Source organism: Actinoplanes lobatus (genome assembly GCF_014205215.1).
In the GTDB taxonomy this organism is placed as follows: Bacteria; Actinomycetota; Actinomycetes; order Mycobacteriales; family Micromonosporaceae; genus Actinoplanes; species Actinoplanes lobatus.
The window spans coordinates 8,226,169-8,248,817 of the sequence record NZ_JACHNC010000001.1; the positions used below are offsets into that span (position 1 = coordinate 8,226,169).

Annotated in this window: 15 protein-coding genes and 1 pseudogene; 8 read left to right on the plus strand and 8 right to left on the minus strand. The window is 70.3% G+C overall.

Annotated features, from left to right (window positions below; translation table 11 throughout):
• Nucleotides 1–60 precede the first annotated feature (60 nt).
• Nucleotides 61–672 (plus strand): dihydrofolate reductase family protein, encoded by a 612-nt coding sequence (locus BJ964_RS37730; RefSeq protein ID WP_188125126.1) that lies wholly within the window; start codon nt 61–63, stop codon nt 670–672.
• An 11-nt stretch (nt 673–683) separates the two neighbouring features.
• Here BJ964_RS37730 and BJ964_RS37735 read toward each other — a convergent pair whose 3' ends face one another.
• Complete coding sequence (locus BJ964_RS37735) at nt 684–2,627, minus strand: hybrid sensor histidine kinase/response regulator (RefSeq protein ID WP_188125127.1); 1,944 nt, start codon at nt 2,625–2,627, stop codon at nt 684–686.
• Nucleotides 2,627–3,379, minus strand: coding sequence for a sensor histidine kinase (locus BJ964_RS37740; protein WP_188125128.1), 753 nt, complete (start codon nt 3,377–3,379; stop codon nt 2,627–2,629). The genes BJ964_RS37735 and BJ964_RS37740 overlap by 1 nt, the downstream gene beginning before the upstream one ends.
• Before the next feature lie 70 nt (nt 3,380–3,449).
• Between BJ964_RS37740 and BJ964_RS37745 the strand changes: the two genes are divergently transcribed.
• A complete protein-coding gene (locus tag BJ964_RS37745) occupies nt 3,450–7,337 on the plus strand; it encodes a PAS domain-containing hybrid sensor histidine kinase/response regulator (RefSeq protein ID WP_188125129.1) in 3,888 nt (1,295 codons plus the stop codon).
• A 275-nt stretch (nt 7,338–7,612) separates the two neighbouring features.
• Here the strand turns inward: BJ964_RS37745 and BJ964_RS37750 are convergent, their stop codons facing one another.
• On the minus strand, nt 7,613–8,728 hold the full coding sequence (locus tag BJ964_RS37750; protein WP_229806673.1) for a 5-methyltetrahydropteroyltriglutamate--homocysteine S-methyltransferase: 1,116 nt from the start codon (nt 8,726–8,728) through the stop codon (nt 7,613–7,615).
• A gap of 55 nt (nt 8,729–8,783) precedes the next feature.
• Here BJ964_RS37750 and BJ964_RS48640 point away from each other — a divergent pair, with 55 nt between their 5' ends.
• A complete protein-coding gene (locus tag BJ964_RS48640; protein ID WP_262480355.1) occupies nt 8,784–8,918 on the plus strand; it encodes a hypothetical protein in 135 nt (44 codons plus the stop codon).
• Between the two features lie 44 nt (nt 8,919–8,962).
• A pseudogene (locus BJ964_RS48645) lies at nt 8,963–9,049 on the plus strand (hypothetical protein); the annotation flags it as partial.
• A gap of 166 nt (nt 9,050–9,215) precedes the next feature.
• On the opposite strand, the gene BJ964_RS37760 reads toward BJ964_RS48645, so the two are convergent.
• From BJ964_RS37760 to BJ964_RS37775, 4 genes are all read right to left on the minus strand, one after another.
• Nucleotides 9,216–10,211 carry a LacI family DNA-binding transcriptional regulator gene (locus BJ964_RS37760; RefSeq protein ID WP_188125132.1) on the minus strand — a complete coding sequence of 332 codons (996 nt, stop codon included), beginning with the start codon at nt 10,209–10,211 and terminating at the stop codon, nt 9,216–9,218.
• Between the two features lie 52 nt (nt 10,212–10,263).
• Nucleotides 10,264–11,520, minus strand: coding sequence for a DUF1996 domain-containing protein (locus BJ964_RS48650; protein ID WP_188125133.1), 1,257 nt, complete (start codon nt 11,518–11,520; stop codon nt 10,264–10,266).
• Nucleotides 11,521–11,593: 73 nt separating this feature from the next.
• Nucleotides 11,594–13,255 (minus strand): galactose-binding domain-containing protein, encoded by a 1,662-nt coding sequence (locus BJ964_RS37770; RefSeq protein WP_188125134.1) that lies wholly within the window; start codon nt 13,253–13,255, stop codon nt 11,594–11,596.
• 187 nt (nt 13,256–13,442) lie between these two features.
• Nucleotides 13,443–16,406 carry a galactose-binding domain-containing protein gene (locus BJ964_RS37775; protein WP_188125135.1) on the minus strand — a complete coding sequence of 988 codons (2,964 nt, stop codon included), beginning with the start codon at nt 16,404–16,406 and terminating at the stop codon, nt 13,443–13,445.
• A gap of 123 nt (nt 16,407–16,529) precedes the next feature.
• On the opposite strand from BJ964_RS37775, the gene BJ964_RS37780 reads away from it, so the two are divergent.
• Nucleotides 16,530–17,072, plus strand: a complete 543-nt coding sequence (locus BJ964_RS37780) for a DUF305 domain-containing protein (RefSeq protein ID WP_188125136.1) — start codon at nt 16,530–16,532, stop codon at nt 17,070–17,072.
• 22 nt (nt 17,073–17,094) lie between these two features.
• On the opposite strand, the gene BJ964_RS37785 is transcribed toward BJ964_RS37780, so the two are convergent.
• Nucleotides 17,095–18,486 carry a DUF1996 domain-containing protein gene (locus BJ964_RS37785; RefSeq protein ID WP_188125137.1) on the minus strand — a complete coding sequence of 464 codons (1,392 nt, stop codon included), beginning with the start codon at nt 18,484–18,486 and terminating at the stop codon, nt 17,095–17,097.
• Nucleotides 18,487–18,649: 163 nt separating this feature from the next.
• Here BJ964_RS37785 and BJ964_RS37790 point away from each other — a divergent pair, with 163 nt between their 5' ends.
• From BJ964_RS37790 to BJ964_RS37800, 3 genes are all read left to right on the plus strand, one after another.
• Nucleotides 18,650–19,681: a LacI family DNA-binding transcriptional regulator gene (locus BJ964_RS37790; protein WP_188125138.1), complete on the plus strand. Its 1,032-nt coding sequence runs from the start codon at nt 18,650–18,652 to the stop codon at nt 19,679–19,681.
• An 85-nt stretch (nt 19,682–19,766) separates the two neighbouring features.
• Complete coding sequence (locus BJ964_RS37795; RefSeq protein WP_188125139.1) at nt 19,767–20,660, plus strand: hypothetical protein; 894 nt, start codon at nt 19,767–19,769, stop codon at nt 20,658–20,660.
• Between the two features lie 120 nt (nt 20,661–20,780).
• Nucleotides 20,781–22,436 carry a DUF4331 domain-containing protein gene (locus BJ964_RS37800; protein ID WP_188125140.1) on the plus strand — a complete coding sequence of 552 codons (1,656 nt, stop codon included), beginning with the start codon at nt 20,781–20,783 and terminating at the stop codon, nt 22,434–22,436.
• Nucleotides 22,437–22,649: the final 213 nt, after the last annotated feature.

Below are 22,649 nucleotides of genomic sequence, written 5' to 3' on the forward strand. Positions count from 1 at the left end.
GTTCCGGTCACGGCGCCGGTCCACCCATCGAAGGACACACGACGTGAGAGAGGTGCCACCATGGCCAAGGTCATTTCCACCCTGTTCATCTCCGCCGATGGTGTGGCGGAGATCGACCCGGACTGGCACTTCCCGTACTTCGACGAGAACATGGGCCGGGCCGTCACCGAGGACTACGAGACGGCCGACGTGCTGCTGCTGGGCCGGGAGACGTTCGACAGCTTCGCCGGTGCCTGGCCGGATCGGGAGGCCGCCGGCGGGGAGGACGCCGGGTTCGCCAAGCAGCTCGGTGACACCCGCAAGGTGGTGGCGTCCCGGCAGCGGCTGGAGTTCTCCTGGCGCAACTGCGAGCTGATCGACGGCGATCTGGTGTCGGCCGTGACGGCGCTCAAGGCCGACGCCGGTGTGAAGGGTGTGCTCATCCCCGGCTCGATCTCGGTGGTGCAGCAGCTTCTGGCCGCGGGTCTGGTCGACGAGCTGCGGCTGCTGGTGCACCCGGTGGCCGCCCGTAAGGGGCGCCGGCTGTTCGACGAGGGCGACACGGCGTACCACCTGAGCGTGATCGCCACCGAGGCGTACCCGACCGGCGTGATCCGGGTGATCTACGCGCCCACCGAGGCGCCCGCGCCGGCCGGCTACGACGACGCGAAGGAGCAGCTCAACGCGGAGTGACGCGGCGCCGCCTACCGTCGCGCGGCCGCGGTGAGGGTGGCGTGCAGAGCGGCGAGCAGCCGGTCGGCGGTGAACGGCTTGCCGACCACGGTCACGTCCGGATCGAGCTGCCCCTGGTCGGTCATCAGCGGGTCGGCGTACCCGGACATGTAGAGCACCGGCATGCCGGGCCGTTCCGCGGTCAGCGCCGCGGCCAGTTCCGGCCCGTTCATGTGCGGCATGACCACGTCGGTGAGCAGGGCGTCGATGGCGCCGGGGTGGTCGCGGGCGACGCGCAGCGCGGCTCGCCCGTCGCCGGCGACCAGAACCGTGTACCCCGCCCGGTTCAGGATGCGCCGGGCCGCCTCGCGGACGCCGTCCTCGTCGTCGGCGATCAGGACGGTCTGCCCGGTGCCGGCGGACGCGGCCGCGGGCGGCGTGGATCCGGCCGCGGGCTCGTCGGTGGCGGGCAGGTAGAGGTGCACCGTGGTGCCGTTGCCCGGCGAGGATTCCAGCACCAGCTCGCCGTGGGCCTGGCGGAGGATCCCGTACGCGGTGGCCAGCCCGAGACCCGTACCGTGGCCTTTGGGTTTGGTGGTGAAGAACGGCTCGACGGCGCGGTCCAGCACCTCGGGGCTCATGCCGTGCCCGGTGTCGTGGACGGCGATGTGCACGTTGTCCCCGTCGTTGTCGGCGGTCAGGGTGAGCGCACCGCCGTCGGGCATCGCGTCGCGGGCGTTGCTGGCGAGATTGATCAGGATCCGAGTGAGCTGGCCACCGTCGGCGACGATGTTGCGCAGGTCCGGGTGCAGGTCGACGCTGACCGTGACGTGCCGGCCGAGCACCGGTTCGAGCAGCTCGGTCACCTCGGCGAGGATGGCGTGCGGGTCGAGCACGGTCGACTGGACGACCTCCCGCCCGCCGAAGGAGAGCAGCTGGTGGGTGAGGTGCGCGGCGCGTTTGCCGGCCTGGCTGATCCGGTCCAGGTCGTCGAGCATGTCGCCGGCCTGCTCGGCGGTCAGGGTGGTGCCCACGGCGTCGCGCAGCGCCTCGGCGGTGAACTCGCTGAACGACAGGATGATGTTGAGCATGTTGTTGAAGTCGTGGGCGACCGCGCCGGACAGCCGGGCGAGGCTCTCGAAGCGCTCGGCGATCCGGCGGCGCTCGGCGATCTCGTGCTCGACCATGGCGGTGACGTCGTCGACGGTGGCGACGAAGCCGCCCTTCTCGTCGGTGATCTGCCGGATGGTGGTGTGCAGCCAGCGGCGGCCGCCGGGCAGATGCTGCTCGCCGTAGAAGCTGACCGGGTCGACCGGCAGGCCGTCGTTCAGCAGTTCCTCGCGGTGCCGCTGGTCGAGGCAGCACATCCAGCCGTGCCCGGCCAGTTGCTCGGGATCCAGTCCGGTGATGTCGGCCAGGCGCGGGTTGGTGTAGGTCGCATGCAGCCCGGTGTGCCCGGAGACGATGCCGACCGGCGAGACGTCGGCGAGGGCATGGAACCGGGCCTCGCTCGCGTCGAGGGCGAGCACCTTCTCCAACAGCTTGGCGTTCACCGTACGCAGGTGCTCGGCGCCCACGTCACCGGTGGTGACGGCGGCTATGACCGGTTCGGCGTGCAGTGCCTGCTCGACCGCCGCGAGCAGGACGTCCGGGTCGGCGGACTTGGCGAGAACCTGGGTGACCCCGTACGCGGCCGCCAGCGGCAACGCCTCGTCCGGCCGGTAGTTGGCGGTGTAGAGCAGCACCGGGATGTCGGCGGTGCCCGCGTCGGCGCGCAACTGGTGGACGAACTCGTAGCCGTCCATGCCGGGCATCACCACGTCGGCGAGAACCACGTCGGGGTGCAGGCGCCGGGCCAGGTCGAGCGCCTCCGGGCCGCCGGTGGCCTCGATGACGTGGTGGCCCCCGTCGTCGAGGGTGAGGCGGGCGACCTCGCGGTTGGTGGCGCGGTCGTCGACGACGAGGACGGTGGCCATCAGGGCTCCCCCACCCCGGGGCCGGGCTGGAAGACGACGGTGCAGATGGTTCCGGCCGGCGAGGTCCGTACGGTCAGGGTGGCGCCGCAGCGGCGGGTGAGGTGCTGGGCCAGGCACAGGCCGAGCCCGGTGCCGTGCTCGTCGTGGTCGTGGGCGGCGGCGCCGCGTTCGAACGGCAGGAAGACGCGCTGCTGATCGGCGGGTGTCAGCCCGGGGCCGTGGTCGGCGATCTCGACGGCCGGGCCGGTGGCCGTGTCGCCGGGGCGGACGGTGACGTGGATGTCGGGGTGGTCGGCGTACCGGACGGCGTTGGCGAGCAGTTCGGTCACCGCGTGGCGGGCGTCGTCGGGATGGGCCAGCGCACGGACCGGGCCGTCCGGCGTCCGTACGATGATGTGCCGGTTTCTCGCCGCGGCGGTCTCCCCGGTCGCGGCGACGGCGTCGGCGGCGATGGCGGCGCAGTCGACGGGTTCGAGACGGCGCTCGTCGGCCGGGGCGGCGCTGTGGGCGAAGGCGATGATGCGCTCGACGGTGCCGAGCAGCTCCGCCGCGCTGCTGTTGATCATCTCGAGCTGGCGGGTCTGTTGCGCCGGATCGGCCGTGCCGGTGGCGGCCTTGCGGGTCATCAGGCCGGTCAGGCCGATGATGCCGGTCAGCGGTCCGCGCAGCTCGTGGCCGAGCCGGGACAGGGCGTTGCCGGCGAACAGGTCGCCGGGTTCCGGCAACGCCACGACGGCGGCGGTCTGGTCCACATCTTCTCCGCGAGGTAATTTCCTAGATGCGGCTTGTATTGGCATTTTATTGGTGACGCTAGAAGTTGTGATGGTTTCTGCGGTGACCGGCATGCGGCACCGGGTGCTGATCTGGCGGATCGCTGCGGTGGCGGCCACCGTGATCGGCACGGCCGCACTGGCCGGCCATGTGGCGGACGCCCTCGAATGGTGGTCGATGTCGCCGACCAGTGCCGTTCTGGCCGTCACCGGCGGTGCCGCGCTGCTCTTCTCCGGCCCGGTCCAGGCCGCCGGATGGCGCCACTGGACCGGCCGTGTCCTGGCCGTGCTGGTGGTGGCGATCGCGGTCGCCGCGCTGGTGACGGCCCTGTTCGGGGGGACCACCCTCGTCGAATGGCTGTCCGGTTCGGCGATGCCCACCAGGCCGCCGCCCGTACGTTCGCTGGTGGCGTTCCTGCTGATCGGCATGAGCCTGGTGCTGCTCGACGTCGGTCCCCGCCGCGGATACCTGGCCTCGCAGCTGCTGGCCGCGGCAGCCGGGCTGGTGATGGGGGTGGCGGAGCTGGCGGCGCTGTTCGGCCTGTCGTCGCTCTACTCGGACGCCGTCGTATGGGTGACCCCGCCCGCCACGCAGGCCTGCGTGCTGCTGCTGGCCGTCGGGGTGACGGTCAGCCGTCCCGGCGCGCTCGCGGTGCAGGTCTTCGGCGGCCGGTGGCTCGGCAGCCGGGCGGTGCGCCGCCTGGCTCCGGCGGTCGCGGCCGTGGTGGTCCTGATCGCGTTGGCACCGGCGCTCATGGCCCGTTTCGGCATCGACGTCGAAAGCGTCGGGGGCGACATCATGGTGAGCCTGCTGCTGCTCACCCTCTACCTGGTGCTGCTGCGATCCGGCCACATGCTCAACGAGGCCGACCGGCGCCGGCAGGCGGTGATCGCCGAACTGCGCGGCCAGCGCGACTTCAACGACATCGTGCTGACCGCCCTGATCGAGGGAGTGGTGACGCTCGCCCCGGACGGCCGGGTGCTCAGCGCCAACGAGCGCTGGTCACAGATGACCGGCTACCCGGCCGACGAGGTGATCGGGATCCGGCCGCCCTACCCCTGGTGGCCGGACCACGAACGGGATCTCCAGGTCATCCTCGGCACCGAGGGCCGGATGGAGTTCTCCACCGACATCCAGCGCCGGGACGGCGAGAACCTGCCGATTCTCGCCACCGTCTGCCCGCTGCGCACCGATCATCAGCTCAGCATGCTCATCATCACCTGCCGCGACCTGACCGACCGGGACCGGGAACAGGCGGAGCGCCGCCGGATGGCCGAGGAGCTCGACCACTTCTTCACGCTCTCCGGGGACATGCTCTGCATCGCGTCCGCGAACGGCTACTTCACCCGGGTCAATCCGGCGTGGACCCGCACCTTCGGCTACAGCGTCGCGGAGGTACGCGAGCGGCCGTTCCTGGCGTTCGTGCACCCGGACGACATCGACCACACCATGGACCAGGTCCGCCTGCTGACCGACGGGCACACGCCGACGATCGAGTTCGAGAACCGTTACCGCGGGCGCGACGGCCGTTACCGCTGGCTGAGCTGGAACGCCACGCCGGCCGCGGACGGCTCGAGCATCTACGCGGTGGCCCGGGACATCACCGACCAGCGGGCCGCCGGAGAGGCGCAGGCCCGGCTCGCCGCCATCGTCGAGAGCACCGCGGACGCGATCATCGGCCGCACCCTGGACGGCACCATCCTCAGCTGGAACCCGGCCGCCGAGCGCATCTACGGCTACCCGGCCGGCGACATGATCGGCCGCAACGTGGACATGCTCTACCCGGCCGGCCGCCACGACGAACCGGAATGGATCCGGTCCCAGCTGGTCCGGGGCGAGACGGTCCACATCGAGGACACCACCCGGGTACGCCGCGACGGCGCGCTCGCGCACCTGGCGATCACCATCTCCCCGATCCGCGACATCAACGGCGACGTCGTCGGGGCCGCGTCCATCGCCCGCGACATCACCGGCACCAAACGGGCCGAGAAACGATTCCGCCAGCTCGTCCTGAGTGCTCCGGACGCCATGGTGATCGTCGGCGCCGACGGTCTGATCCGGCTGGTCAACGATCAGACCGAAAGGCTGTTCGGCTATCGCGGGCAGGAACTGGTCGGCCGGCCGGTGGAGATCCTCGTCCCGCAGCAACTGCACGCCGAGCACGCCCAGGACCTCCAGAAATACCTCCAGGCGCCGGCCACGCGCCAGGTGGACCTGGGCCGGGAGCTGAGCGGGCGGCGGCGGGACGGCACCGAGTTCCCGGTGGAGATCAGCCTCGCCCCGCTGGAGACCGACGACGGGTTCCTGGTGTCCGCGGCCATCCGCGACGTGTCCGAACGGCGCCGCACCGAGCAGGATCTGGCCACCGCCCGGGACCAGGCGCTGGCCGCGGCTCGGGTCAAGTCGCAGTTCGTGGCCATGGTCAGCCACGAGATCCGTACGCCGATGAACGGCGTGATCGGCCTGACCAGGCTCCTTCTGGACAGCCCACTGGAGCCGGTCCAGCGACGGTACGCCGAGTCGATCCGCGGGTCCGCCCAGGCACTTCTGGCGATCATCAACGACATCCTGGACTTCTCCAAGATCGAGGCCGGAAAGATCGCCCTGGTGGAGCAGGACTTCGCGCTCGGCGACCTGATCGAGCAGGTGGTGCACGCCGCCGCGGCGTCCGCCCGGGACAAGGATCTCGACATCGTCTCCTACTACCCGGCCGACCTGCCGGGCACCGTGCGCGGCGACGAGGGCCGGCTCCGCCAGGTGCTGTGGAACCTGATCGGCAACGCGGTCAAGTTCACCCACGAGGGCGAGGTGGTGGTCCGGGTGGAGCCGCTCGGCCCGCCCCGCGTCGACCGGCACCGGTTCACGTTCAGCATCGCCGACAGCGGCATCGGCATCGACCCGGAACAACTGGACCGGCTGTTCGAGCCGTTCACCCAGGCGGACAGCACGATGAGCCGCGAGTTCGGCGGCACCGGGCTGGGGCTGACCATCAGCCACCAGCTCGTCGAGCTGATGGGCGGCCACCTCCAGGTGGACAGCGAGCCCGGCCACGGCAGCCGTTTCCAGTTCACCGTCACCCTCGCCGGCCCGCATGACGACCGGGCCGGCGGACCGTCCCGGGGCGATCTGGCCGCGCACCGGATGCTGATCGTCGACGCCAACCCGATCAGCCGGCGTTTCCTCACCGAACACGTGCACGCCTGGGGGATGCAGGTCACCGTCGCGGGCACCAGCGGTGAGGCGCTCGGCCGGCTGCGCAAGGCCGGGGAACGCGGGGAGCCGTACGACGTGGTGGTCCTCGACCACCGACCCCCGGAGCTGGACGCGGCCCGGCTCGGCGACGACATCGCCGCCGACCCGATGATCCGGCCGCGCCCGTTCTGTGTGCTGCTCAGCCGTGACCCGTCAGCCGAATACCGGGTGCACGGCGACGTTCTCGCCAAACCGGTCGGCCCGTCCGCCCTCTACAACTGCCTGCTCACACATTTCGCCACCGACCGGGTCGCCGCTGCGGTGGAGGCGCAACCGGACGTGCCGGCCGGCGGCCGGGGCCGGATCCTGCTCGCCGAGGACAACGAGATCAACCAGATGGTCGCGGTCGACACGCTCAGCGCTCTCGGCTACGAGACCGACATCGCCGTCAACGGCGCCGAGGCGGTCGAACTGGCCAGCAGCCACGAGTACCAGGCGATCCTGATGGACTGCCAGATGCCACGGTTGGACGGCTACGAGGCCACCGAGCGGCTGCGGCACAGCGAACAGCCCAACCAGCACACCCCGATCATCGCGATGACCGCCGGGGTGCTCGCCGAGGACCGGCAGCGAGCACTCCAGGCGGGCATGGACGACTTCCTGGCCAAACCGATCGACGCCGACAAGCTGCGCGTCACCCTGGACCGCTGGATCCACCCGGACGAGGAGACCGCCGGGCAGAGGTGAAAGGGCCGGTTCACAGCCCTCCGGCATCGGCGCAGTCGGAGGCGCCCAGGCGGTTGGCTATCGCGTTACCGCGAGCGTTGGCCTGGTCGGCGGCGGCGAGATCGGCATCCACCGCCTGGGCATCGCCACGCCGGTAGTCACGGAGGGCGTTGCCCCAATGGGTGGCGGTCTCGTCCCAGGCCCGGAGGTGCCACCGAGCCTGGCAATCACGGTACGAGCGGCGAAGCGATCAAGGTTGATCAATTCCCGTGTCGGATCAACGACCGGCCGGCCGCTCAGCCCCAGACCTCCGCGGCGGTCTCGGCGATCAGGCGGAGTTTGGCGACCTGCTCGTCGTAGGTGAGCGCGTTGCCCTCGACCGTGGAGGAGAACCCGCACTGCGGTGACAGTGCCAGCTGGTCGAGTGGGATGTGCCGGGCCGCCTCGTCGATACGGCGCTTCAGGTCGTCCTTGGATTCGAGCGCGCCGCGTTTCGTGGTGACCAGGCCGAGCACGACGACCTTGCCCGGTGGGACGAATCGCAACGGGGCGAAATCGCCGGAGCGTTCGTCGTCGTATTCGAGGAAGAAGCCGTCGACGGCCAGTTCCGAGAAGAGCGCCTCGGCCACGAAGTCGTAGCCGCCCTCGGCCGCCCACGAGGAGCGGAAATTGCCGCGGCACATGTGGGTGGTGACGTTCAGCCCGGCGGGCCGGCCGGCGATCGCCGCGTTGATCTGGCGGATGTAGCGCAGATGCTGGTGTTCGGCGTCGTCACCGCGTTCGGTGAGCAGCCGCCGCTGGGCCGGGTCGTTGAGATAGGCCAGGCTGGTGTCGTCGAGTTGCAGATAGCGGCAGCCGAGGGCGGCGACCCGCCGCACCTGTTCGGCATAGGCGGCCGACAGGTCCGTCCAGAACTGTTCCTCGTCGGCGTAGACGGCCGGATCGATGGCCGCCCGGCCGCCCCGGTAATGCACCATGCTGGGCGACGGGATGGTCAGTTTCGCGGTGATCCCGGGGCCGGTCTGCGAGGCGAGGAAGGCGAAGTCGCCGCCGAAGACGGTGTCCTCGAGGCGGATCGGCCCGTCCACGGCGAGGGCCGCCGATTCGAAGTCGAGTTCGCCGTTCTCGTTACGGAAATGGACCTGGATCTTCTCGTCGGTGGGCCGGATCCCACCGAGCCGGTAGATGAAGTCCATGTGCCAGGACGTGCGGCGGAATTCGCCGTCGGTGGCCGAGCGCAGGCCGACGTCGCGCTGCATGCGGACGACCTCGCGGATCGCGTCGTCCTCGACGGCGCGCAGCTCGGCGGGGGTGATCTCGCCGAGGGCGTGCTGTTCACGGGCCTTGAGCAGGCGGGGCGGGCGCAGGAGACTGCCGACGTGGTCGGCGCGGAACGGTGGCGTGTCGCGCACTGGCGTGACTCCCTTCTCTCGCTGCCAACCTACGCCGATCGGGTGATGATCAGGGATGAACTTCGATATCCAGCCGGTCCGCGTCCCGGTTCCGGAGTCGGCGCTCATCGATCTGCGGCGACGGCCGACCGGCGCCCGCTGGCCGGAGGAGTCGCCGGCCGGCGGATGGGAGCCGGCGCGTTCCCGCTGATCCTGACGCACGGATGGCCGGGATCGGTGCTCGAATGGGCCGGAATGGCGCCGCTGCTGACCGGCGAGTTCGATGTGGTGATCCCCTCGCTGCCGGGTTACGGATTCAGCGGAAAACCCGCGACGGCCGGGTGGGGCGTCGAGCGCATCGCCGCGGCGTGGGCGCAGATCATGGCCGGGCTCGGATGTCAGCGGTACGGCGCCGCCGGCACCGGGGCGGGCACTTCCCCGCCCTGGAGTTGCCCGGCCTGCTGGCCGCCGGCCTGCGGGCGTTCTTCCGCACGGTGGCGTGACGGGGTCAGGCGGAGGCCCGGAGCACCAGGGTGGGCTGGAAGATGACCGAGCGGGCCGCGCGGCCCGGTTCGTCGATGTGGGCGACCAGCAGCTGGGCCATCTCGGCGGCCATCTCCTCGACCGGCTGCCGGATCGTGGTGAGCTGCGGACGGCACTCCAGCGCCGGGCTGCTGTCGTCGAAGCCGACGACCGCCACGTCGTCGGGCACGCGGCGGCCGCGGTCCTGCACCGCGCGCAGCGCGCCCTCGGCCATCAGGTCGCTGGCGACGAACAGGCCGTCCAGGCCGGGATGGTCGTCGAGCAGGCGGTGGGCGGCGGCCTCGCCACCGGCCCGGGTGAAGTCGCTGATCACCGCGGGGGCACCGGCGCCGGCGGCGGCCCGGAATGCCTCCAGGCGCTCGGATCCGGCCGGGATGTCGAGCGGGCCGCTGATCGTGGCCAGCCGGCGGCACCCGCGGGCGATCAGGTGCTCGGCGGCGAGCCGGGCGCCGAGCCGCTGGTCCAGGTCGACGTGGCTGACCGGCAGCGGCGCGGCCGGCTGGGAGGACAGCACCGCCGGGATGCCGAGCGCGTGGACCTGCCCGGGCAGCGGGTCGTGTTCGCTGGAGCAGATCAGCAGCACGCCGTCGACGTGGCCCTGCCGCAGGTAGCGGATCACCTGATGATGGTCGGCCGAGTCGGTCGGCACGACCACGAGGTGGACGTCGTGCGGCCGCAGCGCGCCGGTCGCGCCCGCGGTGACGCGACCGAAGTACGGGTCGGTGAAGATCCGGTTGAGGAAGGAGTGGTCGTCGGGACGGTCCGGTTCGCTGATCACCAGGGCCACCGAGTTGGAACGGCGGGTGACCAGGCTGCGGGCGGCGACGTTCGGAACGTACCCCGTCGAGGCGATCGCACGCTGGACCGCGTCGCGGATGCCGGGCGCCACCGAGACCGCGTTGTTGATCACCCGGGAGACGGTGGCCCGGGAGACGCCCGCCGCGGCGGCCACCTGATCCATCGTGGGATGGTGGCCACCGCGGCCGGGTCGTGAACTCATGTGCAAAGTTCTATCAGGGCCGTCCGTCGGTCCCGCACTTGATGATCGGGCGAATGCAGTCGTTCACCCGGCGGGCCATCTCCGCGACCGGCCAGGCGTTGAAGAAGTCGCCGTGCATCGTGAAACCGCCACCGGAGGCCAGCCGCAGCCGGGCCGGGTCGCCGGTGACCGGATAGCGCATGACCTGCCGCAACTTGGGCACCACGACCGGGTGGCTGGCCGGGCAGGCGTTGTTCACCGGGTAGGCCATGTGGCTCTTGTGGTCGGTGGAGTCCAGGTTCCGGCCGTCCCAGCAGTGCGGGAAGTCGAGGTACGACTCCAGCATCGACCCGGCCGGGCAGTTGACGAAGTCCGGTGACGAGCCGACGTGCCCGGCGTGCAGGCACGACCAGCGGGAGATGGTGTTGTCCGACGGGCCGGTGGCCTTGGCGTTTCCGGCCACGATCCGCAGGCCGAGCGGCAGCGGCTGGGTCTGGGCGATCAGGTCGTCGCGGACCCCCTCACCGAGGTAGTAGAAGATGCCGGTGACCGGTTCGACCGGCACGTTGTCCTGGTAGAGGGTGGGAATCCAGTAGGAGGACTTGTCAACCGACGGGTTGCAGTTGCTGTTCGCATTGAGCAACGTGTCAACAGTTGAGTAGGCGTTGGTACCGGCCGCGCCGAAGAAGCTGTGCATGTGCGAGGCGCCCGGCAGATTCGGGAAGATGATCGGGTCGTCCGGCAACCGGTGGCTGAACGGGCAGTCGGCCAGGAACTCGGCGACGCGGACGGCGCCCGGCGGGATGGTCGGCGTGGTTCCGCCGCCCGTCCCGTACACCTGGAACTCGTTGAGCGACACACCCCATTGCGTGGCGCGCGCTCCTGTCTCGAGCCGCACGTAGCGTGCGGTGCCGTTGACGGTGACCGTCTGTTTTCCGCCGGCGCCGGCGGCGGTGCTGTAGAGGGTGGTCCAGCTCTGCGCGTCGGCGGAGGCTTTCAACGAGAAACTGCGGGCGTACGCGGACTCCCAGTCGAGAACCACAGAGGTGATCGCGGCGCTCGCGCCCAGGTCGACCTGGAGCCATTGCGGGTCGCTGAAGGCGCTGGACCAGCGGGTTCCGAGGTTGCCGTCGACGGCGTTGGCGGCCGGGAAGGCGGCCGACTCGACGGAGGAGGCGGTGGCGGGCTTCCCCTGGGAGAGCAGGGTGTCGGCGGCGGAGGCGGAGGTGGCGGTGACGATCAGGTAGGTGGCGAGAACGGCGGCCACCGCGCCGGAAATCAGGCGCCTCATGCCGCCACCTCCGCCGCGCTCCGGCGTCGCCATGAGTAGACAACTGAGCTGAATGATTCGCTCGCAAGCTCGCTCATTGGTAGACCCTCACGTAGTCGACGAGCATCTGGCTGGGGAACGGGGTGGTGGCGTCGATCGGGCCGGGGAAGTCGCCGCCGACGGCCAGGTTGAGGATCAGGTAGAACTTGTGGTCGTAGATCCACGGGCCGCGGGTGTTCTCCACGGTCTCCTTGGCGGCGTCGAAGACCAGGCGCCCGTCGAGGAAGAACCGGATGCCCTTGCTGTCCCACTCGGCGGCCCAGACGTGGAAGTCCTGCGAAAGGTCGACGGTCGCGTACTTCTGGCCATAACCACCGGCGCCGTTGTAGGCCGGGGCGTGCAGCGTGGAGTAGGCCTCGCCGGTGTTGCGGCCGAGGACCTCCATGATGTCGATCTCGCCGTTGTACGGCCACGGCCGGCCCTGGAGGAAGTCGTCGCCCATCAGCCAGAACGCCGGCCACAGCCCGTTGCCCTTGGGCACCTTGACCCGCGCCTCGATCCGGCCGTACTGGACGTGGAACTTGTTGCTGGTGTTCATCCGGTGCGAGGTGTACTGCCGGCCCTGGTAGTCCTGGCGGCGGGCCTCGATGACGAGCTGGCCGGCGCCGTTCATGGACGCGTTCTCACTGTTCGGCGTGTAGTACTGGACCTCGCCGTTCTGCGGGACGCCCGGGTCCATGGTCCACTTCGCGCCGTCCGGCCTGCTGCCGGCCGCGCCGTTGAACTCGTCGGAGAAGACCAGGCGGGTGGCCGGGAAGACCGGGTCGGCGGGCTTGGCGGGCGGGGTGGTGGGGTTGCCGCCGGTGCCGTAGATGCTGAACTCCCAGAGTGAGTAGCCGTACGGGCCGCTGCGGGCGGTGCCGTACATCCGCACGTAACGCCCGGTGCCGGTGGCGTTGATGACGTCCTTGAGGCCGTCGCCGGTCGTCGTCGAGTAGATGGACGTCCAGTTCACGTTGTCCGCGGACACCTGGATCTGGTAGCCGCGGGCGTAGGCCGGGTCCCACTGGAGGACGACCTGGCTGATCTGGGCGGTCGCGCCGAGGTCCACCGAGATCCAGCCGGGGTCGACCCAGCCGTTGGTGGAGCTGGTGGCCCAGCGGCTGGCCGGATCGTTGTCGAACGCCTTGTCGGGGCTGCACGGGTTGCAGTTGACGTCGTTCTGCCAGGTGGAGGCGAGGGCCGGTTTGGCGTACGACAGCAGGCCCGACGTCCCGGGATTGGAGGAGCCCGAGTAGACCTGGAACTCCCAGAACGAGTAGCCGTACGCCTCGAGCGCCCGCTGCGTCAGGTTGATCCGCACGTAGCGGGCGGTGCCGGAGAGCGCGATGCTCTGCTGGCCGCCGGCGCCGGTCGTGGTGCTCCAGGCGTTGGTCCAGGCGCTGCCGTCGGTGGACAGCTGGAGGCTGAAGGCGCGGGCGTGGGCGGCCTCCCAGTTGATCGCGACCCGGCTGACCGCGGTCGCCGCGCCCAGGTCGACCTGGAACCACTGGGTGCCGGTGAACGCGCTGGCCCAGCGGGTGCCGTTGTTGCCGTCGACCGCCTCCGACGCCAGGTAGGCGCCGGCGATCTCGGTGGACGAGGCGGTGGCGGCCTTTCCCTGGGAGACGAGGACCTCGGCGGCGTTCGCGGGTCCGGAGGGGACCGCGACGAGCGCGGCCAGCAGCGCGGCGACGGATAACAGACGACGTCTCATGCGGGGAACTCCTCGGGGGATGTTTCACGCTTGTGAAAGCGCTCTCTTGCCGGACACTGTGAACCGGGCGTTAAAGGCTGTCAATGCTCGACAAACCTTGGTGAAGCGCTTTCACGACCGCCGCCGAGAGCATCGCCCCAGGTCAATGGGGTACGCCCTCGGCGGCGGGCCGGGAAGTTCCGGAACCTCAGCTGCGGTAGACGCCGAATTCGTAGAGCGAGTAGCCGTACGCGGTGGCCCGCACGGTGCCGTTCACCCGGACGTAGCGGCCGGAGCCGTTCACCGTGAGCGTGTCGAAGCCGCCGTCACCGGCCGTCGTCGAGTACACGGTCCGCCAGGTGGCGCCGTCGTCGGAGGCCTGCACGGTGTAGGACTTCGCGTACGCCGCCTCCCACGCGAGCCGCACCCGGTCGAACGACTGCACCGAGCCGAGGTCGACCTGGAGCCAGGCGGAGTCCACCCATTCGCTGGCCCAGCGGGTGCCGTAGTCGCCGTCGACCGCGTACGACGGGAGCTGCGGCCCGTTCGTGCCGGTCGGCTGATAGCTGGACGCCGACGTGGGCTTACCGCGGGACAGATCCGTGCCCGGGGCGGGCGGCGGGACGACCTTGAACGAGCGCTGTTCGATGCCGACGTTGCCGTGGCCGTCATAGGCGTACACGTACACCTTCCAGACACCGAGCGTCTCCGGCGCCCGTACCGTGAACTGGCCGTTGCCGGTCTGACTGAAAGTCAGATGCCGCAGCCCCCGGTTGGCGTTGATGTGCTTGTCACTGGCCATCAGGTTGTAGCGGATCAGGTCGCCCTGCGGATCGGTGGCGGTGGCGCTGACGGTGAACGTGCCGCCCGCCGGGACCGCCGTCTGCGTGCCGACCGTCATGGCGGTGATCTCCGGTGGCGTGTTCGGCGCGGCCTGCCCGGTATACGCCTGCCGCATGGCGTGGTAGCCGAGCCGCCGCCAGCCACCGGTCGTGGTGTTCAGCCACACCCCGCCGAAGTCGTTCTCGATGCCGTAGTGGAACTCGGTGGCGCCCAGAGCCACGCCCGGATGCCCCTTGATCGCGTTCCAGCTGTACGTGTACCCGGCCTTCTTCTGCAGGTCGGTGGGCTCGTTCGGCACCCCGTTGACGTCGCCCGGCACCTCCCACTCCCCCGCCGGACCGCCCTCGGTCAATATGTACGGCTTGGTGTATCCACCCGCGATCCAGTCACGCTTCACGGTGTCGATCGCTCCGTACGAGTTGACCGCGAGCAGGTCCAGCGCCGGAGCGTGCGGCTTGTAGTAGGTCCACGCATGGGTGTACGCGTCGGTCGAGGTGACCGGGTGGTTCGGGTCGGCCGCGTGGATCGCCTCGGTGACCTCGTTGACGAACTTCGCGTACGCCACCCGCCGCGCCTCGACCACATCGGCGGCCAGCCCGTAGTTCTGCATCTCCAGGATGACCTCGTTGCCGACGTCCCAGAGCAGCACCCCGGAGCGGCCCTTGAGCTCGTTCACCTTGGCGACGATCTCGCTCTTCACCGCCGTCTTGTACGCGCTGTCGTTCACGTAGTCGGCGCCGTGGTTCAGCCACAGCCCGACGATCACCTTGACGCCGTGCCGGGCCGCCGTGTCCAGAAGCAGCGGGGTGCTGGCGTCCGGCCCCCAGATGCGGATCGTGTTGACGCCCATGTTCTTGAGATCGCGCATGTAGCCGTCGGCCGCCGCCTGCGGCGGACCGTAGGTCATGCCCTTGACCTCCCACGGCGCCCCGTTGACGGTGAGCTGCCAGTTGCCCTGGCTCCCGGTCACCCGGACGACGCTGGGCCCGGCCGGGACCGGCGGGTCGGTCATCGCCGGGGCGGTGGTCCCGGCGGCGCGGCCGACGGTGACCGAGTCGACGCTGAGCACACCGCCCGAGGTGGTCTCCGGGGTGGGGGTCGTGAATCCGGCGATCGCGTTCGGCAGCGATCCGCCGATCGCCAGGTCGAACCGCAGGTAGAAGCCGTGGTGCACGGCCGCCTGCCAGGCCGCGACGCCGACCTGCGACTCGCGGACCACCCAGGTCTGCCGCCCGTCGAGGTAGAAGCGGATCTCCTCGTCGGTCTTCGTCCGGTCGATGATCTGGGTGTACTCGTGGTAACCGCTCTGGCAGCCCACACAGGACGCGAACCCGGAGGACCGGCCGTCGTACTCGTTGCAGGGTCCGCCCGGCGCGGTGCCGCAGTGCAGCGTCTGGGAGAGCTGGTCACGGCCGTTGACGCCGGTCATGATGTCGGTCTCGCCGACGCTGGGCCAGTTGGTGAAGTTGCCGCGGTAGGCGGCGCCGGTGGCGCGGAAGCCCGGCCAGTAGCCGGCGGCGTTGGCGACGTCCGGCTGCCTCAGCACGGCGGTGAATTTGAGCTGCTCGCCGGGCTGCGGGGCGAAATCGGCGCGCTGTGTCTCGATCCGGCCGGAGGTCCACTTCCCGGCGCCGTCACGGATCGCCTTGATGGCGAGTCTGCCGCTGCCGTCGAGGGCGACGTTGGCGGTCGTGTTGCCGGCGGTCTCCACCGAGCCGGTGCCCCAGTTGGCGGCGCCGCCCGGGTACTGGGTGCCGGTGCGCAGCAGCCAGTTCGCGGCGCTCGGGCCGGTTCCGGCCGGGCCGTCGAAGGTGTCGCTCCAGATCGTGGTGAACTGGTCCGGGGGTTGGGTTCCGCCGCCGCCGAAGACCTGGAACTCCCACAGCGAGTAGCCGTAGCCCGTGCCGCGCTGCGTTCCGGCCAGCCGGACATACCGCCCATTTCCGGAAATATCGAGATTTTCGACGCCTCCGGTGCCGTCGGTCTTGGTGAAGACGGTGGTCCAGGAGCTGCCGTCGTTCGAGGTCTGGATCTGGTACGCCCTGCCGTACGCGCCCTCCCAGTTGAGCACGATCCGGTTGATGGCGACTGCCGACCCGAGGTCGACCTGGATCCACTGCGGATCGGCGAAGGCGCTGGACCAGCGGGTGCCGAGGTTTCCGTCGAAGGCGTTGGCCGGACTGTACCCGGGCCCGTCGACCTCCTGCGACGAGGTGGTGGCCGGCTTCCCCTGTGACAGCAGCACGTCGGCGGCGGTGGCCGGGGACACGGCGGTGAGGCCGAGGAATGTCGCGGCGAGCGCGACGAGGAGCAGCAGCCGTCTATACATGATCACACCAATGGGTAAGGGGATGGAAAGCGCTCTCCAAGCGAGGAGATTGTTTCGCCCATGTTGCCGCGCGTCAATAAGGAAGCATTGACAGGATTGGTTCCGGAACCGGAGACTGCGGCCGTGAATCCTCTTTCTCTCGCATGCGTCACGGCCGCTTTGCTGGCTCTGACCGGCTGCGGCGAGCCCCCCACTCCGGCCGCTCCCACCCCGGCCGCCCCGCCGCCGGCCGTCTCGTCCACGGCCTTCGGCGGCACCGACCGCGCGTGGCTCGAGATCACCATCGCGATGGACGAGCAGCTGCTCCCGCTGCTCGACCTGGTCCCGCGCGACTCCGCGCTGGAAGCCGTGTCTGCGCAGGTCAGAGCGTTTACGGAGGCCGAGCTGGCCGAGCTGCGGCGGCTCGGCGCCGAGGCCGGGCTGCCCGCCGAGAACCAGCACAAGGGCATGCCGATGCCGGGCATGGTCATGCCCTCACACGTGAGTGAGGCCACCGCGCTGCGCGGCGGGGAGTTCGACGAACTGCTGCGCTCATGCCTGCGCGCACACCTGGAACAGAGCCGGAAACTGGCCGAGGGCGAGCAGGCCGCCGGGCTCGAACCGCGCACGACAGCCCTCGCCGCACGCATTTCCGAGACCCGGCGGACCACCCTTTCCGCGCTCTGAGAATTTCAGTTAAAAACTGTTATCAGGGAAGCTGATAGTTCTCGTTGAGGGCGGCGCCCCGCTCCGGCTTGTACTGGTCGAAGCCGCGCGGATTGCACTGCAGCCCGCCGTTGATGCAGTGCCGCACCAGCGCCGCCAGGATCGGCGGCTCCCAGACGTTGTAGACGTCGTAGTGGAACGAGAACCCGCGCCCGCTGGCGAACCGCACTCCCGCCATGTTCCCGCTGACCGGCCAGGCCATCTTGAACTCGATCATCGGGACGGCCACCGGGTGCGAGACCGGGCAGACCCCGTTGACCGGGTACGCCATGTGGCTCTTGTGGTCCGGCGAGTCCAGGTGGAGGCCGTTCCAGCAGCTCGGCGCCTGGTAGCGGACGTTCAGCTGGGTGCCGGCCGGGCAGTTCGCCGGGATGTCCCAGTTGAAGGCGCTGTTGCCGCACTCGAAGCCCTCGACCGCGCCGGGGGCGTTGCGGAACTCGTCCTGTGTGGCGGTCGGACTGCCCACCACGTAGCGCAGCCCCGGCGGGAACGGCCGGACACTGCGGTAGTCGATGACGCCGCTCTTGTAGTAGATGACCTGCGGGCCGTCCGGCTGCACGGCCTGGTCACCGTTGTAGAGCGTCGGCATCCAGTAGCCGGTCTTGTCCCCCGGCGTGACGCAGGACGTGCCGCCGGCCTGCAACGACGCCAGAGTCGAGCCCGCGTTCGTGGTCCGGTTGCCCATGAACGTGTGCGAGTGCGACGCGCCCGGCAGGTTGGGGAAGATGATCGGGTCGTCGTTGAGGTTGGTGCGGCTCACCGAGCAGTTCGCCTGGAACTCACGGTGCGTCACCGGCGGATTCGTGGCGGGCGGGATCTCGGTGGACGGGACCACCCCGGTCACCGGCGGGTTCGCGTAGACGTACCCGGGTCCGTCGGTCGGCGGCGGGGTGACCGACGACGTGCCGTAGACCTTGAACTCGAACAGCGAGTAGCCGTAGCCGGTGCCGCGCTGGGTGCCGTACATCCGCACGTACCGGCCGGAGCCGCTGACCGCGTGCGTCTCGGTGCCTCCGGCACCGTTGCTCACCGACTTGATCGTGGTCCAGGCGTTGCCGTCCGGTGAGGTCTGGATCTGGTACGCCTTGGCGTACGCGGTCTCCCACTGCAACACGACCTGGGTGATCGTGGCGGTGGCGCCCAGGTCGACGCGCAGCCACTGCGGGTCGGCCCACTGGCTGCCCCAGCGGGTGTCGGTGCGGCCGTCGACGGCGGCGACGGCGGCGGACTCGCCGTTCTCCACCGACGAGGCGAGGGCGGGGCGGCCCTGGGAGAGCAGGGTGTCCGCGGCGTGCGCGGACTGGTTACCGGCCACCACCAGCAGGCCGGCGGTGAGCAGGGCGGCGCCCAGCGGCGCCAGGATTCGTTTTCGCACGGTTGTCTCCACGGGGGTTGAGGACTGTCGGAGACTTGGAGAGCGCTTTCCAAGCGTGAGCTCCCGGCTCACGTACGTCAATGATTTGAGGTTCCGGAACCGGGCCGGACGCCCCTGTGGACAGAGAATCGGAAAGCGCTCTCCCTGTGCTATAACTTCGGGCATGCAAAGCCAGCGGCTGCCCACGCTCGAGGACGTGGCCCGTGTGGCCGGTGTCTCGCGCGCCACCGTGTCCCGTGTCATCAACGGCATCCGCAATGTCGACCCGCTGCTGCACGAGCAGGTGTGGAGCGCCGTCGACCAGACCGGTTACGTGCCGAACCGGCTGGCCAGATCGCTGGTCACCCGTCGCACCGGCACCGTGGCCCTGGTCGTCTCCGACTCCGAGACCCACGACGACGACCCGTTCATGAGCCGGTTCTTCTCCGACCCCTATTTCGGGCGCGTCGTCGGCGGCCTGATGAGCGTGCTGCGCCCGGCAGGGATACAGCTGGCCCTCCAGATGGTCGGCGCCGACGGGCACCGCCGCCTGATCGGCGACCTGCGCAACGGCCAGGCCGACGGCGCCGTGGTCCTCTCCCTGCCGGCCCGCGACCCGCTGCCCGCGCTGCTCGCCGAGGCGGCGATCCCGGCCGTCCTGATCGGGCGGCCCGCCCAGCCCGTCCCGATCAGCTACGTCGACCTGGACAACGAGGCCGGCGCCGCGCTCGCCGCCGCCCGCCTCGCCGCCGGCGACCGCCGCCGGCCCGCCATCATCTCCGGCCCCGCCGACGTGCCGGCCAGCGTCGACCGGATCTCCGGTTTCCGCCGCGCCATGGCCCGCCACGGCCACCCCTGGGTGCCGCTGGAATCCGGCAACTTCACCCAGGAGAGCGGCGAGCAGGCCATGCGCGCCCTGCTGGCCACCCATCCCGGGCTGGACGCCGTCTTCGTGGCCAACGACCTGATGGCCCTCGGCGCCCTGCTGGTGCTGCGCGACGCCGGCCTCCGCGTCCCGCAGGACGTCGCCGTCGTCGGTTTCGACGACAGCAGCGCGGCTGTCGCGGCCCGGCCCGCCCTCACCACGGTCCGCCTCCCGCTGGAGGACATGGCCGCCGAGGCGGCCCGCCTGCTGCTCGCCCGCGTCGACGACCCGGGCACCCGGGTCACCTCGGTGATCTACGAACCCACCCTGGTGGTCCGCGAGACGACCTGACCGCGCGCGCAAGCTTGCGCGCCGTTTCCCGTCGCGGATCCCAGACTTCGGGCAGTACCGGCAAGCGCCCGAAGGGAACCCCGACATGCCTCTGCTCCTGCGGCGGTGGATCTCCGCCGTCCTGGTGGCCATCGCGACCACCACGATCACCGTGCTGACGGCCCCGGCCGCCGCGCACGCGCTGGCCTTCACCGACACGTTGAAGAACGGCGAGAAACTCCTCCTCAACCAGCGCCTGATCTCGCGCAACGGCCTGTACGAGGCACGCATGCAGGCCAACGGCACGTTCGCCGTCTACCGGGTGCTCCAGAACGACACCGTGAACGGGCTGTGGACCACCGCGCCCGCCAAGCGGAGCAACGAGTCGGCGTTCGTCGGCAACCAGGGCGACGGGAACCTCGTCGTCTACGCCGGCTCCCCGACCGGCGGCCCGGTCCGGCCGCTCTGGGCGTCCGGCACCAACGGCCGCGGCCCCGGTGAACTGGTGATGCAGAACGACGGCAACCTCGTGCTCTACGCGGCGGGCGGCCCCACCTGGTCCAGCCGCACCAACAACACCGCCAAGCCGCGAACCGACTGCGGCGGCCTCACGATCGACGGCATGACCCCGGCCGTCAGCCCGCAGAAGCCGCTGCCGCCGGTCCTCGACGGACAGCGACCCGACGCCTGGCTGCACGCGGCTGGATACGTCGAGTCCTACAAGGCGCCGTGCAACGCGGTCGTCCACGTCTGGATCGAGCGCAAGAGCTGCGGAGCCCTTGGCTGCTCCTGGCTGGTCCGCGCCAAGTCCCCCGATCGGGTGGTGAACCCCTACAACAAGACCTTCACCACCGTGTCGACGGTCTGCAAGGAGGGCGTGCACTCCTACCGGACCCGGACGATCGCCATGTACACGCAGGTCAACGACGGTACGAACTTCGTCGCCAAGGAGGAGGTCAGCAACGTCGTGAAGATCGACTGCACCGGTATCGGGAGCTGATTCGGAGCCGCCACCCGGCCGGATGGGTGGGCGTCGGAAAGTTCACAGACGCCCATCCGTGGCCGGGTGGCGCCACGAATCCGTGCCGAGAACACCATCCTCGGCACGGAAGGAACCACCATGAGGGCCAACCCTCCCCGGAGCGGGCGACGGCGTACCGTGGCCGCGCTCGGCCTCGGCGTGCTGCTCACCGGGTCGCTCTACGGTCTCGGGCCGTCCACCGCCACCGCGTCCAGCCACCGCGAGGCGCCGCTGATCGCCGCCGACCCGGCGGTCGACAACACCGACCTGTACGCCTTCGTCAGCCCCGAACGCCCCGATTACGTCACGTTCATCGCCAACTGGCAGCCGTTCGAGGAGCCCAACGGCGGCCCCAACTTCTACCCGTTCGCCACCGACGCCACGTACCACATCAAGGTCGACAACGACGGTGACGCGAAACCGGACGCCGAGTTCCGCTGGAAGTTCCGAAACGTCGACAAGCGCGGCAACAGCACCTTCCTCTACAACAACGGCCCGGTCACCTCGCTCGACGACGAGAACCTGCTGTTCCGGCAGACGTACTCGCTGGAGTCGAAGTTCGACGGCGAGTCGTTCAAGACCCGCGTGCAGGACGCCCCGGTCGCGCCGTCGCGGGTCGGCGCCGCGTCCATGCCGGACTACGCGACGCTGCGCCAGCAGGCCACCCAGACCCTGCCCGGCGGGTGGAAGATCTTCGCCGGTCAGGCCGACGACCCGTTCTTCCTGGATCTGCGGGTCTTCGATCTCCTGTACGGCGGGGACCTGTCGGAGACCGGGCAGGACACCCTGGCCGGCTACAACGTGAACACGATCGCCCTCCAGGTGCCGTTCAAGGACGTGGCACTGGGCGGCGACGCCACCCGCAACCCGGTCGTCGGCGTGTGGACCACCACCGAACGCAACCGGGTTCGGATCGCCGGCGGCGGCTCGTCCGGCGACCGGGTGCAGGTGTCCCGGCTGGGGAACCCGCTGGTCAACGAGGTGGTGGTGCCCGCCGGGCTGAAGGACACCTTCAACGCCACCCGCCCGGACCGCGACGCCCAGATCCCCGCGCTGGTGAACCGGGTGCTCAACCCGGAGGTGCCGAAGCTGATCGAGGCGATCTACAAGATCCCGGCGCCGGCCACCCCACGCAACGACCTCAGCGAGATCTTCCTGACCGGCATCACCACGAAGGCCGGCGGCCCGATCAAGGCCGACCTGAACTCGCAGCTCAACAACGCCGACGTGAAGGCGTCCCGGTTCACCCCGTCGGAACAACTGCGCCTCAACCTGACGGTGCCGGTCGCGGGCCAGCCCAACCGGCTCGGCGTGCTCGCCGGTGACCTCCAGGGCTTCCCGAACGGGCGGCGGCTCACCGACGACGTCGTCGACATCGAACTCCAGGCCCTGGTGGGTGCGGCGCAGGCCGGCAAACTGGTCGACGCGCTCGCGGCGGGGGACGCGGTGGACGCCAACGATCAGGACTTCACGGGCGAGTTCCCGTACGTGGCCCTGCCCAACGGGGTGTCCGTCAACAGCGCCGGCGGACAGCGGCCCGCCGCCCGGCCCAGCAGCGACGCCACGCCGAACAGCCTCACCGGCGCGCTCACCTCGGACACCGCTCAGCCCGCGCCGGCAACCGTTCCGGTGTCCTACGCGGCTGGCGCCTCCGGCCTCGGGATCCTCGTCGTCGCGGGCGGTCTGCTCTTCTTCCTCTGGCGGCGGCGCAGGCAGCGCACCTCCGCCGACCCTGATCAGACGCTCTCGCTCTGATCCCGGCCCGGGCGGGCGCCGCCCGCCCGGCGCCGCAACCGCTTCCCGGATCCGTTTCCACCGCGTTCCGGGCCGGCCCACCCGGCCCGGAACGCTCCACAGCAGCTTTCCCACCGGCGTTTCCACCGCTTTCCGGGCCGGCCCACCCGGCCCGGAACGCTCCACAGCGACTTTCCCACCAGCGTTTCCACCGCTTTCCGGGTCGGATCGATC